Below are 14516 nucleotides of genomic sequence, written 5' to 3' on the forward strand. Positions count from 1 at the left end.
TGTGTAATTTTAAATCTTTATTCTTGTCTTACTCGAGGCGAAAATTGACACAGCAACTCATAAGCAATTGTTCCAGCAGACAAAGCAATTGATTCTACAGGAATATGTTGTCCCCATAATTCGACCGGATCGCCTATTTTCACCTCTGAACAATGCGTTAAATCGACAGTTAGCATGTCCATCGAAACCCTTCCAACGATTGGCACCTGCATACCATTAACCCAGACAGGCGTATTTTGCGCAATATGGCGCGGATAACCATCTCCATACCCTACCGCCACCACGCCTATTACAGAAGGACGATTGGTTTGCCATGTTCCGCCATAGCCAATACGAACTTGAGCTGGGTAATGGTGAATAGCACTGATGGCAGAAACAAAGCGCATCACCGGCATTAACCCTAATTCTTGACCTGTCTGATTTGCAAAGGGAGAAACACCGTAAAGCATAATACCTGGACGCACTACATCCGCATGTGTTTCTGGCAAAGCAAGGATTGCTGCTGAGTTGCTAATACTTTTAATTATTTTTCCCGCAGGTAAATCAAGTTCTTTAAAAATTTTTAATTGATGTTGATTACTTGGATTATCGGGTTCATCAGCGCAAGCCAAATGCGTCATTAAACCAATTTCAGGATGCACCCAGGGACAAGCTTTCAATGTACTGATAATTTCGTGGACATTTTGAGGTGCAAAACCCAGTCGATGCATCCCTGTATTTACCTTAACCCACACTTTAATTTTATTAGGTAAAGGCTTGGCCAATAGCCACTGTAACTGATGCGGCTGATGAATCACGCACTGAAATTGCTGTGTGGCTACAACCTGCAACTCTTCAGGATTAAATATTCCCTGAAACAATACACAATCGCTACGAATACCTAAATCACGAATAGCCATTGCTTCTTCCAGACAGGCCACACCGAATGCTCTAACTCGTCCTTCCAGTACGGGCGCCACTGAAGATAACCCGCAGCCGTAAGCATTGGCTTTAACCATAGCAATAATTTCAGAATTCGGAGCGCGACGTTTAATAAAATTTAAATTATGCAAAAGCGCTGTAGCATCAATTTGTACTCGAGTAGGTCTTGCCATACTAGTCAATTCCCTGGTAACCGTTAAATGCTAAATCTTCAAAACGAGTATATTTACCCAAGAAAGCGACTCTAACCTTACCAATAGGGCCATTGCGTTGTTTTGCAATAATTAATTCCGCGACTCCCTTGTCAGGACTGTCTTCATTATAGACTTCATCTCGATAAATAAAGCAGATCAGATCGGCATCCTGTTCAATTGCTCCTGATTCTCGTAAATCAGACATGACCGGTCGTTTATCCTGACGTTGCTCCAGGCTGCGATTTAACTGAGATAAGGCAATCACCGGTACCTCCAGTTCTTTCGCCAATGCCTTTAAGCTACGTGAAATTTCTGAAATCTCTGCCGTGCGATTATCCGCTTTAAATCCTGGCACTTTCATTAATTGAAGGTAATCGACAACAATCAAGCCTAACTGTCCCTGCTCTTTCGCCAGGCGACGAGCACGAGCACGCATTTCTGCTGGCGTTAGAGCCGCAGTATCATCGATAAAAAGAGGGGCTTCAGATAACAAATGTACGGCCGAAGTCACACGAGGCCAATCTTCCTCTTCCAATTTACCTGTACGCAGTCGATGTTGATCAATTCTTCCGAGGGAAGACATCATCCGCATTGCCAATGAATCGGCAGGCATTTCCATGGAAAATACTAATACTGGTTTTTTAGCATGAATCGCTGCATGCTCTGCCATATTCATCACCAAGGTGGTTTTCCCCATGGACGGACGACCCGCTACAATGATTAAATCGGAGGGCTGTAAACCTGAGGTTCTTTCATCAAAATCACTTAACCCTGTAGGTAAGCCGGTTAAGGCGTCACCATTGTTGTACAATGCGTCGATTCTTTCTACTGCCTTCACCAGAATTTTTTTGATGCTCTCAGGCCCTCCATCTCCTCCAGTCTGTTCCGCAATAGCAAACACTTTTGTTTCAGCAAAATCCAGAAGCTCTGTTACCTCTCTCCCCAAAGGATTATAGGCAGAATCGGCAATGTCATTGGCTACGGTAATCAATTGCCGTTGAACTGATTTTTCCCGAACAATATCGGCATAAGCGGAAACATTAGCCACACTGGGAGTATTATTGGCTAATTCAAAGAGATAGGTTTCTCCGCCAGCATCATCCAATTGGTTCGTAGATTTCAAAATATCTAATAAAGTAACTACATCAAAAGGTTGATCTTTTTTGGCAAGCTCACTAATAGCTTGATAAAGGATACGATGCTCAATCCGGTAAAAATCAGTTTCACATAGTTTGGTGTTTATCGTGTCCCAAGCTTGATTATCAAGCATTAACCCCCCAATAATTGCTTGCTCAGCCTCAGCTGAATGGGGTGGCGCTCTGAGAGAATCAACAGCATTTTTTCGGGTTTTTAGTTCTGCAGCCATAATCAGGTAAGAAAGCAAATTGTGTGCTCATTGTAATGCTGAATATAAAAAAAGACACACTTAACGTGTGTCTTTTGGCAATTTTTTATAAAATGCAGCTTAACGAACCCAAACCTGAGTACGACCGAGTGCAGAAACCCCCATATAACCACGTACATAAAGCTTGTTACCCTTTAAAGTCATTTTAGCCCGATAAATTTTACCTGTTTTGGGATCAAGAATTTGACCACCATCCCACTCACCGTTGCCTTTATCTTTTAGACCCCAAACAAACCGCAAGCCTTGAATAGGTTTATCTTTAAAACCACCTGGGCATTTGGAGCAAATACCTGTATCACCAGGTTGTGGATATACCTTTACAATGGTTCCATTGAGAGTGCCACCTGATACTGTCAAACGAACAACCGCTCTTTTTTGACCTGTTTTATCATCAATGGTAGTCCAGGTACCTGCTGGTGACGCAGCTAAAGCGACAGGTAAGAACACTACCATTACTACGAATGCTACAAACGCCTTCCATTGTCTCATGAGATTTCTCCGTGATTTTTCCCATAAAAAGAATAGGCTATGATTTTTTGGTTTGCAATCAAAAGAATAACTTTTTTTGATTAAAGCGCGATGTCGGATCGGTTTAACTGTGCACATTTAAGCTATTCAATATCAAACAGTTCCTATTCCGCAGGCAAAGGCATAAAAAATTGTTCGACATCCTGCTTGGTTAATCCTGTTATTCCTCGAATATTGTCCGATAATATTCCATCAAATAATTGTCTTTTTCTGTCTTGCATCGCCAAAATAGCCTCTTCAACCGTCCCCGATGTAATCAATTTATAGACAAAAACGGGGCTTGTCTGACCTATCCGGTGGCTGCGATCTGTCGCTTGATCCTCGACTGCTGGATTCCACCAGGGATCATAGTGAATTACCGTATCTGCACGGGTTAAATTTAAGCCAGTACCTCCTGCTTTTAAACTAATTAAAAAAATAGGGATCTGACCTTCTTGAAATTGAGAAACCAAAGCTTGTCTATTTTGTGTTTGACCAGTTAGTTTTAAGTAAGGATAATTTCGCTGATTCAATTGGTCTTCTATTAATTGAAGCATCGAGGTGAATTGAGAAAAAATTAGCATCCTTCGTCCCTCGTCAATTAAACTATCCACTAACTCCATTAAGGCATTCAATTTGGCAGAAGTGGCATAAGCCATTTCTGCCTCGGGCATTGAGAGTAATCTGGGATCACAGCACACTTGCCTTAATTTTAATAAAGCATCCAGTAGCACAATATGGCTTTTCCCTATTCCCCGTTTGGCAATCGCATCCCTTACCTTCTTTTCCATACTCATGCGTATTGCCTCATAAAGATCCCGCTGTGTGCCGGTTAGTTCTATCGTTAAAGTCATTTCCGTTTTATCAGGTAATTCCTGCGCCACTTGATTTTTCGTTCGTCGCAATATGAAAGGTTGGACACGCTTTGCCAATAACCTCCTTCTTTCTGTATCCCCTTGCTTTTCAATGGGGTTTTTAAAAAAACGACTAAATTGTTTCGCATCACCTAATAAACCCGGCATTAAGAAATGAAATAAGGACCATAATTCACCCAGATGATTTTCAAGGGGTGTTCCTGATAAGCAAAGACGATGTTTTGCCTGTATCTGCTGAATAATTTGTGTGGTTTTGGTTCGTGCATTTTTTATGGATTGTGACTCATCCAAAATGAGATAATAGAAAGCATAATCCATAAAACGGGATTTATCGCGCTGAATAAGTCCATACGTGGAAACTACAATATCATACTCATCAAAGCTGTCCTGGTGTCGTAATGCCCCATGAAAAACCAATACTTTTAACGCAGGTGTAAATCGTTTCGCTTCTGCAAACCAGTTCCAAACAAGACTAGTTGGTGCAACAATCAGGCTTGCTTTTGTCAAACGTCCTGCTTCTTTTTCAACCTGCAAATGTGCCAATGTTTGTACAGTTTTTCCTAGGCCCATGTCATCTGCCAGCACCCCCCAAACTGACTTAAACGCAAAAATTGTAGCCAGTTAAGGCCCTCCTGCTGATAATCCCGTAGGCTCGTCTCTAAACCTGACGGAACCTCAATATTGGGCAAGCTGGTCAGGGAAGTTAGCTGGTTTAATTGTCGACGTATTGTTTCTGCACCGAGCCAGCGTGCAGAAATAGCAAGCATCGCTTGCTCCGTCTCACGCATTAGAATTAATTGATAGCGACTTATACGCAGACGAGTTTCGTCTTTTAAATGGCGCGTCCCGTACTGCAAGAGAAAGCGTATCAATGGTTTAACGCGTCCTAGCGTTACCTGCAAGGTTTTGCCTTCAGGAAGTGGCATTTTAACCACGGTGTGATCAGGTAAATTATCGATTTTATTTTTATCAAGACGAGCAATTAATTCTGCCACTAAAGGCACAATACTGACTTGCTTTCCATCAATTAAAATTCCTAATTGATAAGAAAAAAAATCATTACCTCGCTCTTCCACCTCGGAAAACCACTCTACCTCATCTGCGTCAATAATTTCTTGATAAACGGGATGAGTAAATTCGACTTTCCAGTCTCTTTTCTCAAATAAAGGAAGAATATTCTTATAGAGTTTGGCTAAATCGTCTTCATTATGAAGATTTGCCAAAACTTTTTCATGACTTATATCATATTCACATTCTATTTTTTCCCCGAGATTAGGACTTCGAAGTGCAAGAACTTGAGTAATTTCAGCATGTATTTTCTTTTCAAGAGGAATATTACGCGGGATTTCTATCAGTTTTTTTCCGGCATCTTTTACTAGCTTTTTGGGGGCATCCTCTATTTTTACTTTTACCCCGTCATAATTAAAAAATATATCCGCTACAAAAAGAAAATGAGGTATTTCTGTCGGCATTAAAAAACGTTTCTTTAATTCAATCGCATCGAAGCGAATGAGTATGGACGGTTCAATATGATAGGTCTCTTTCTTTTCAAAAATCTTAGGAGGTGGCAAATCTGGACACATTACCGTCATCTGCTGAATGATATTAGAAACATTTTCCAATCCGACAGGAGGAGCCTTTAAAACTTTTTTAATAGTCCCTACAGGATAGGGCATAGCTAACAAGCCCAGCGTATTAAGTGCTTCATCAAAATACCAGGGTTTATCTAAAAAAACAGGCAAGATAGCTTCTGCATCATCCTCATTTTCCAAAATTGCTGTTTGATTTCCATTCGGAGTTAAACGCCAGACCAGCTTTGCATTTACAGGTTCTCCTAATTGCAATTTAGATTCAACATGTTGCGATAAATAAGCTCTCCCTGTATTTAAAATTTCTTTCAATAATTCACTGTTACGGAGGGCAAATCTCTCAAACCAGCCTCTGCTATTATTCCTTTCTATTAAAAGAGTCACAATGTGCTCATCTTCATCAGTGAAATACTGCCGGCGAGAATCTGTGACGGTGTTAAAAAAAATTTTTTTACCTAGCCCACCTCGCTTACGTCGTTTTGCGAGGGCAAGTTTTATCAGGACACGGTGTTCATATTCAGTCAATTGCAGTTCAATAAGATACACAAGCTCATGCGTGTTATCTTTTTTAACTTTCTTCTCTTCCTTTTCCCGCAGAGAGGCTAACCAGGTACCTAACGATTCCTCTCTATGGTAATTTTGGGGTGCCGGTATGTCATAATTTTCTCTGACCTGTAAAGAAAATAAACTTGCTGCGGCATGTTCGCAATTGATACGATATTGGCAACTACAGTGAGCCGGTGTAGTTGGCCACGATTTTAGATCAATGTGTACATCATAAATTTGACTGGAGCGACCTTTAACGCGTGCTTTCAGTAAACCATCACTAAGGCGAATCGTTAATACATACCCCTTTTGCTGGTATTCTTGGCCATTCAGCAAGGCAGCAGGAGAAAAAACATCAGCCATTCGTAATAAGGCATCTTTAAGCATACAACCTTGATGGGGATATTAAACAAAAAATTATAACCTAATTTGACTTATTTTTGACATTAAATGTAAACTAGTTAAGGGTATGATTAAAAATTAATCATTTTGTTGAAATCAAGACAACTCCTCATTAAGTATAATTATGTTTAATCAATTTCACGAGTCGTTAAATGATTTTTTAAAAATTCAGGGCGTAAATATCATTGTGCGCGATAAGTTTTTGGGTGCTCCAGACGCAGAAAAAGAAAATATTATACGTCTCATGTTAGACCAGTGTAATTTTGATTTAATTGTTAAATTTGCATGCACTACTCCCGAGTTTCATAAAGTTTGCCTTTCTCCAATTTTTGACCAGGATTGGATCAAATTATGGAGTACTTATGGCATAATTATTTCAAAAGACCCCGCCAAAGCATTCTATGATCAGCGCTGTTCTAATAAGTTTGGTTTATTTCTTGGAGTTTACTTTTACTACAGGGCAGTACGCATTAAAGAACATCTGGCAGAAAGCAACAGCAAATCAGAACAAAACTATCTTCTAAAGGCAATGCATTACGATTCTGTGCATGCTTGCCAACAATTTGCTCATTATTTATTTGAGAAGTGTCAAAATGATACGCCATCCAAGGCTATCGAGGATGCTTTTAAAAAACAGCTCTTTCCCTGTATAAAGAAACTCATTCCTAATTATGGGAGCTACGCTTACCTCATGCTAGCTGAAGCTTATTTACAATATGGGATTATCCTACAGAAGCAGGATCAAAAACTGTTAGCTAACAAAGCCTTTCATGCTGCTCAGGAAGCAGCTATACAAGCTAAAAACAGTTATGTTGAAACTGATACAGCTATTTTTAATGCAAGTTTCGGTCGAGGTATGGCAGCGAGTAACTCGCTGCACCTGGATAATTTTGAAAACATAAGCACCTATATTTCCACCATGAGTCAAACACTCTTTTATCCTGAGAAATGTGACTTCAAGCATTGATTACTAATCACAGTGTTACTTTTACCTCTTCTGCAGAATTTTTTGGCTGTTCAGAAGGTTTCACAGTGTTTAAAATGCCCCCTTTCGTCATAGACTGGACAAGCAACCCCACATTGATCCCAGGCTTTTGGGTGGCCTCCGTTGTGACGACAGTAACTGCACTACTCTCTGGAATTAAAAATAATTCTTCTACTTCTGGCGCACTCTCATCATGGGGCATATCAAAAATGTCCAAGGCAGTCTTCAAGCCATTACTCACTAAAGCATTTTTAACTGGAATTGGCGTGCTTACTGCAAAGTTAGCATCCTCTAAAAGATTCCCTGGAGCCTCTTCCAATGAGAAAAGCTTGGTAAGATATTCCATCTTTTCATTATCGTTGAGTGCCGAAAATTCCTTTTTATTAATTTTATAAGGTAAAATTTTATCTATCATTGCTAAGGAAATCTCTCCTTTCTTGAACAAGTCAACCAATAGTCCATTTTGAAAAAATGATTTTGTTTTTGACGAAAACATCAAACCAAGTAGTAATTCCTTATCAACTGTTCTTTGACTTCCTACCACTTCAGCAAGAATACTACAAGCTTGTAAATTATTTGCCAGCTGGTTTATAGTTTGCTGATTTAGTTCAATACTTGAAGCTATTGTAGTCAGCTTTTTGAATAAATTAAAAGGATCAAGAAAACCTTTTTGCATGAGTAATAAAATAGATTCATTAGTAAAAATTCTTTTAAATTCTGAATTTTTTAAACAAATCTCCAATACTGTCGCGTGAGCAAAAGCCAGCTCAAATATTGGATGGGCTTGTGGACCATATTTATCAGTAAATGGAACTGCCTCCTCTATAGCAAGCGCTTTACAAAGAATTTTATATACAGCGGGATAGCGTTCTTTATAGCAGAGAGCAACAAGCATTTTGTCAGTATAGAGAGCAGGAGTTTGCTCAAGCTCCAATACTGCTAATCCTGCATACTCAGCAGCAAGGTATTTTATCCCTTTGCTTCGGATTTTATTATTTAGCTCAGCTTTGTTGCTCTTAACTGGAAACAAGAATCCAGTCACCTTTTCTTCATAGCCAAAACTGGACAATATAGGGCTCGGCATATGTTTCTCCAAACCCTCTCTGCCTTTAATTCTGTCCACGAAGTTTAAGATAGTGGTCAGACTTTGAGGGTACATCACATACTCAGGTGGCAGATTGTCCCAGGGAAGATTAACAACGTCGACTGTTTTGCGATGTCCTACTTTCTTTTCAAGGAGAGTAAGTAATTTTTCATCCTTCGCCGTTAACAACAAATGCATCAATGTAAAAACCGGACAATGCACACTATCTGTTTGATAATACTCATCACCCGCTACTACGAATTGAATACCCAACTTTTCGGAAATGGTTTGGAATTCCATGTAGTAACCACTAGATAAGCGATAATGATCCGCCACAAACGCTAAAGGAGGCAAACCTGGACGAATAAATAAATCCAATGCGCAATAGTGAATAGTAGCCGGATCTCTTTGCTTCGCTTTACTACGTGCACCTACTTCAATAAAAAATTGATAATGTCCCGCTTTTGTTAAAAACGACGAATCTTCCATGACTCTTTTTTGCAAGTATGAAAAAAACTGATCTTTATGCACGAACTCAATATTTTTGAGTGCTTTTTTATCCTTAAACATCGCTATTAGAAACCGAATAGCCTCCTCACTGGCAATAATATCGGTTTCTAGTTGTGCCAATCCTGCAAGGTCATCAATGATTAATTGCGTTAAGGAACGTCTCATGAATTACACTCTGTTGCTTAGATTAATGGGTATTTTTACCGCATAATGCTTAAGGAAAACTTAAAATATGCACAAATTTCATAAAAAAAATACTTTTTCAGTGAAATATGCCATTACGCGGTAACTTTCGACGGAGTTTGTTATAGAATTAGGAAATATAAAAAAAGTTATAGGATTACATGTCACACGCTCTGCACATTTTATTAGCACAAATTAATCCCACTGTAGGAGCCATTCAGGCAAATACCGAAAAAATTTGTTCTATTGTGAATTCCCATCAATCGCAACAGGATGTCATTCTATTTCCAGAATTAGTGATTACAGGCTATCCCCCTGAGGATTTATTGTTGCGCCCTGATTTTCATCAGCAAGTTGAAAATGCGCTGGAAACAATTAAGCAGAGTAGCAGGGATTGTTATCTTATTGTGGGGCATCCTAGTTTAGAAGGCGAGGATTGTTTTAATTCGGCCAGTATCTTTCACAATGGAGAGCGGATTGCCCTTTACCATAAACACCATTTACCCAATTATGGCGTGTTTGATGAGGCTCGTTATTTTGTTTCAGGGGAGGAAAAATCCTGCATTCTTTCAATTAAAGGCTATCGCTTAGGCGTTTGTATTTGTGAAGATCTATGGTTTGAAGGTCCTGTTGAACAGCTTTTACAAGCAAACGTTGATGGGATTTTTTGTTTGAACGCCTCCCCATTTGATTATCAGAAACAAGCTCTGCGCGAAGAACTGCTTCGCAATTATGCCTTACACGGCACGGCCATGATTTATGTTAATCAGGTTGGTGGACAAGATGAACTGGTTTTTGATGGTCAATCAATGGCATTTGACGCAAAGGGAATTCTTCGTGCGCGAGCAAGCGCGTTTGAGGAAGTATTACTGCCTTTAACCTTAAATCATAAAAAAATTACAGGAGAAGTTACGCCTTTACTAGACAGAGAAGCGTTGCTTTATAAGGCACTTGTTTGTGGAACGCGCGATTACGTGGAAAAAAATGGTTTCCCCGGGGTGCTCTTAGGTTTATCAGGCGGCATTGATTCGGCATTAACGTTAGCCATTGCAGTGGATGCATTAGGTTCCTCTCGCGTTCAGGCAGTGATGATGCCTTCTCGTTACACAGCTGATATTAGTCTTATTGATGCCAGACAGCAACTGGAGTATTTAAACGTGTCCAGTACCACCCTTTCTATCGAACCGGTATTTAACAGTTTTCTTGAAACGCTTGCGCCCGCTTTTGCAGATTTTAAACCTGATACGACAGAAGAGAATATTCAGGCAAGAATCCGTGGTGTTCTCTTAATGGCTCTTTCCAACAAGACTGGCAAAATGGTGCTGACAACCAGTAATAAAAGTGAAACTGCTGTTGGATATGCCACCTTATATGGTGACATGGCAGGCGGCTTTGCTGTGTTAAAAGATGTGTTAAAAACACAAGTCTATGCGTTGGCGCGTTACCGCAACCAGATATCACCGGTTATTCCTGAGCGAGTGCTGACAAGGGCCCCTTCTGCTGAGTTGGCAGAAAATCAGACAGACCAAGACTCTTTACCCGATTATGAAACCCTGGATGCGATTATTCATGCTTATATGGAAAATAATGTTGCTGCTGAAGACATTATTAAAACAGGTTATTCCGCGAAAGATGTACAACGTGTGATTTGTCTACTTAAACGTAATGAATATAAGCGCCGTCAGGCAGCCCCTGGTATTAAAGTTTCACCGCGCGCTTTTGGACGAGATTGGCGCTTTCCCATTACGTCAGGATTTACCTTCTAATCAAAGAAGGAAAGCAAATGCTGGTGATAAAAATAAGAAAAACATACCGCGGACAATGCTGCCGCGGCAGGAGATTCTCGTTTAAGAACGGATTGTTACAGTGAGTTGACTTTCTTGTTCAGCAGCGGATTGTTTAGGAGTTAATTGAGAAGCCTTATGAGCAAAAAGCCTGTTAATTGCTGCGTAGTCACTTAAGTCTAGCTTGCCTACAGAAGCGTTTTGAGAAGCTTCCTCAATCACTGTTGATTCTTTGATAGCTTTGCGAAGCTGTTCTCTGTCTGCTACGCTCAAGTTGGCTGCAGAGAGTCCCTTATTTTTTTCCAAAATTCTTTCAAAATCAGCAATGGCATTGGCATTTACCCATGTGCTAATGTCAATTTTGGCATTAACTCCACCTCTTTGTCTTTGGTATAAAACCCAATCCCCTGTTTTCGCATCAGGTTCACGAGTCAAAATATAGGTCTCTTTAATCAATTTATAAGGTGGTATTTTTGTCCAATCATCCGTGGTAATCAGTGCAACACCATGTTCTGCTCTTAGAAAATTTTGCACATCATGATGCCTCTTCCTATCAATGCTATACCGAATATTAACATTTCTTAAATACACTTTAAGTCGAAAAATCTCATTCTCTGCCAATTTAGTTTTAGGGTCTATCCAGGCAAAAAAATCGGAATAATCCTCAAGTTTTAGTAAATTTTTATGCCCCAGGCTGTCATACCAATAAAGTTTGGTAACGCTACTGTTTTTAGTGGGACTTTCTTCTTTCGCAATCACATAAGTGGAAACCAAATTATTGAGTGCTTTCTCTTCGGGACAAAATAAAACTTGCGTTTTATTTAATAGCTCATCAAGAATTTTTTTGGCTTCTGCTCTAAGCTCCCGCGTAAAACCTGATTTTTGTAAGAATTCGCCAAGTAATTTCTCTTCCTCAGCCTGATTGTTTTCAGAACATTTCTTAGTAATCAATACCTTTTTCAGATCTACCTCCATGTTTTTAATCACTTTTGCAAGACCTTCACTAATGGAAAGTACCGTTGCTTTAGAATTAAAATCGTGCCAGGTCAATTGCCACGTCACGTCAGCAGCAGTTATATTGGTTGCCGTCAAACTAAAGACTAAGAGATCTTTATTTTTAATTGCGATAAACCTCGCTTCCTCGACATTATTGGATAGATGAATGGTTTCAGCTTCTTTATTTTTAGTGTCGCGCACAAGTTGCAGTTCTTTCTCTCGTTCTGCAGCCTGTCGTTCACTGACTTCATATTGCTGTAAAAGCAGTTTTATTTTGCCTAAAAGAATTCTTTTTAGCGGGAAAATAATTTGTGAATAAAGGTGGTCATCTGTCTCTGGTTCATAACCTGGTACTGCTTTGATCAAGAGCAGGAATAAATCGGTATTGGCTGAGGTTGTTTTCCATTCCCCTGCTTTTAAAAACTTTTGAAACTCTTGCAGCCGAATGGTGGGTTTAGGGAAAATTTTTAACGTTTCAATGGTTTGGCTAAAATCATTCCCACGTTTACGACTAAAGCTAAAAATCCAGGACCAAAAAGGAGAATCTTCATTAGTATATACTTTTTTTGCTTGCTCAAAAATTTCAACCAGCCTTGTTTGTCCCTCTTCAGTCTCATCAGAAATAGCAGTGAGTAATTTATCGGCAAACGTTTTTAGATCATCTTCAATTTTTTCAGGCATCTTCCTTTGCTCCTTGTTCCTGATCAGGTTATTGCAAACCTGATTATTATCTTAACCAACTACTAGCTTAATACAACTACATTATGTAAAACTACTATTTTTTTTGATTATTCTTCGCTTAAGATGCTTCGTCCGTGTTCACCTATGCTTTTTGAAAATAGAGCTGCCTGCAGAATTTAAAAGAGCGCCCAGAACCATTGCCTTAGGTAAGAGTCTTTATAAAAATCCATGCCTAGCATGGAAGGTAAACAGGTTGTTGCATTTCTTGCTATTAGATGCACTTACTCTGTAAAAATGCCCTTGCAAAATAAAGTCAAATCGCTAACATTGGATGCTGTAAAATAATAATAAAAAGGGATCTCATGAGAATTGCATTTTTATCTGCAGCGATGCTTGCTTCCAGCATGGCATCAGCCGCCGTGCCTATTGATGGCTGGTATGCCAGCGTCTTTGGGGGTTATACCTACATACCCGACAATCTAACGAATACTACTAACTATAGTTACTACTCTTTTCCTTTTTTACGTGCCCATCCCTCCTATAACGGTGGTTGGAATGGTGGTGGACGCATTGGCTATCAGAGTATGCCCCTGCGTTATGAAGCAGAAGTGACTTATGTCTATGCCAACCTTAGTGGCTTTAAAATTAATAACATTAACCAGAGGGGAGTTGAAGGTGAAACGACAGGTACCTTTGCCATGGCAAATGTGTATTATGATTTCCCGGAAACGGTTCCCTGTATTGCGCCATTCCTTGGAGTAGGGCTTGGCTATGGCTATGTAACAGCTCGACTTAATAGCAGTGGCCCACTAATCTTAGGCGGCCCTGCCGTAGCAACACGTTTCAAAGTGGATGACGGCGTTTTTGCTTATCAAGCCACCGGTGGTTTTACTTATAATTTCGCTGAAAACTATGCGGTTAATCTTGCCTATCGTTACATTGGCACCGAGCGTGCGGATGGGTTTGGTAAAGTTTTTCAGGCGCATTTAGCAAGCGTTGGTGCAATTTATCGCTTTGATGGCGCCAGTTATAAGTAAGGATGTGCTATGAAAAATAGATTTAAGTGTGGACTGGTAGGTTTAGTCATTGCCAGTCACTGTGCTTTTTCTGCCACACCCGCAGAGGGATGGTATGCCGGGTTAATGGGAACATTAAGTTATACCCCCAGTTTGGATTTCACGCTCTCTACGACAAGCTTTAACGCCCTGAACACTGGGTTACTCTTCTTAGGATACCCACCCCTGTTAAGTCCTGCAGGCGAGATTGATTATTCAGTCGGTGGCGGCGGTGGTGGTCAGATAGGCTATCGCTACTGTGGTTTTCGATTTGAAGGCCAGTTACTGTTTAATTACAGTCCTTACGATAAGTTAAAAATCGGTGGCATCACTATTGGCAAAAATCAAAACACCTCATTGCCCTTTCCCTTTTCAAGACTCAGCATGAGCGGAAATACCTCTCTTGGGGCGGCTCTTTTTAATGTCTATTATGATTTTTACAGCGATGATTGGGATGACATCAGCTGGGTACCCTATGTAGGCTTGGGGATTGGTTATGGCTATATTCAAAATAAGCTAGAACTTGATTTCAACACCAGTGCCCCTGGAGTTGCTAACCCCGTTATTGTGAAAGTTGATTTCAAAGAAAATACGTCTACACCCGTTGGTCAGGCTATTTTAGGGATCAGCTATCTATTCAATGACAACTTTTCCATGGGGCTGGATTATCGGTATGTCACTACAAAAGAAATTACCGGCTTTAATGAGCGCTATAGCCTCCATACCCTGAATTTAAATTTTAATTACTGGTTCGGTGAAAATTAATTTTGCTGGCTATAACAGCCAGTCTTATGGATAA

9 protein-coding genes and 1 pseudogene are annotated in these 14516 nt (G+C 40.0%); 4 read left to right on the top strand and 6 right to left on the bottom strand.

All coding sequences use genetic code 11. The features are described from left to right. Window positions 1-17 precede the first annotated feature (17 nt). From alr to clem_RS15460, 4 genes and pseudogenes are all read right to left on the bottom strand, one after another. Entirely contained in the window at window positions 18-1094 is a 1077-nt protein-coding gene (gene alr, locus clem_RS09430) for an alanine racemase (RefSeq protein WP_094091324.1), read from the bottom strand. A 1-nt stretch (window position 1095) separates the two neighbouring features. Next, on the bottom strand, window positions 1096-2481 hold the full coding sequence (gene dnaB / locus clem_RS09435; protein WP_094091325.1) for a replicative DNA helicase: 1386 nt from the start codon (window positions 2479-2481) through the stop codon (window positions 1096-1098). A gap of 99 nt (window positions 2482-2580) precedes the next feature. Beyond that, window positions 2581-3009: a DUF2147 domain-containing protein gene (locus tag clem_RS09440; RefSeq protein WP_094091326.1), complete on the bottom strand. Its 429-nt coding sequence runs from the start codon at window positions 3007-3009 to the stop codon at window positions 2581-2583. A gap of 143 nt (window positions 3010-3152) precedes the next feature. Then, window positions 3153-6424, bottom strand: a pseudogene (locus tag clem_RS15460) (DEAD/DEAH box helicase). Between the two features lie 139 nt (window positions 6425-6563). Here clem_RS15460 and clem_RS09450 point away from each other — a divergent pair. Further along, entirely contained in the window at window positions 6564-7406 is an 843-nt protein-coding gene (locus tag clem_RS09450; RefSeq protein ID WP_094091327.1) for a DUF5630 domain-containing protein, read from the top strand. A gap of 7 nt (window positions 7407-7413) precedes the next feature. Here clem_RS09450 and clem_RS09455 read toward each other — a convergent pair whose 3' ends face one another. After that, window positions 7414-9183 carry a hypothetical protein gene (locus tag clem_RS09455; protein ID WP_094091328.1) on the bottom strand — a complete coding sequence of 590 codons (1770 nt, stop codon included), beginning with the start codon at window positions 9181-9183 and terminating at the stop codon, window positions 7414-7416. Window positions 9184-9362: 179 nt separating this feature from the next. On the opposite strand from clem_RS09455, the gene clem_RS09460 reads away from it, so the two are divergent. After that, the gene (locus clem_RS09460) at window positions 9363-10967 is read left to right on the top strand and encodes an NAD+ synthase (protein WP_094091329.1); all 1605 of its coding nucleotides are present in this window, start codon (window positions 9363-9365) and stop codon (window positions 10965-10967) included. Between the two features lie 81 nt (window positions 10968-11048). Here clem_RS09460 and clem_RS09465 read toward each other — a convergent pair whose 3' ends face one another. Beyond that, the gene (locus tag clem_RS09465) at window positions 11049-12662 is read right to left on the bottom strand and encodes a hypothetical protein (protein ID WP_094091330.1); all 1614 of its coding nucleotides are present in this window, start codon (window positions 12660-12662) and stop codon (window positions 11049-11051) included. Window positions 12663-13024: 362 nt separating this feature from the next. Here clem_RS09465 and clem_RS09470 point away from each other — a divergent pair, with 362 nt between their 5' ends. Together clem_RS09470 and clem_RS09475 are read left to right on the top strand one after the other, a co-directional pair. Next, window positions 13025-13699 (top strand): outer membrane protein, encoded by a 675-nt coding sequence (locus clem_RS09470; RefSeq protein WP_094091331.1) that lies wholly within the window; start codon window positions 13025-13027, stop codon window positions 13697-13699. 9 nt (window positions 13700-13708) lie between these two features. After that, window positions 13709-14482 (top strand): outer membrane protein, encoded by a 774-nt coding sequence (locus clem_RS09475; protein WP_094091332.1) that lies wholly within the window; start codon window positions 13709-13711, stop codon window positions 14480-14482. The last annotated feature ends 34 nt before the right edge of the window (window positions 14483-14516 follow it).

The sequence above is a fragment of the Legionella clemsonensis genome, from assembly GCF_002240035.1.
In the GTDB taxonomy this organism is placed as follows: Bacteria; Pseudomonadota; Gammaproteobacteria; order Legionellales; family Legionellaceae; genus Tatlockia; species Tatlockia clemsonensis.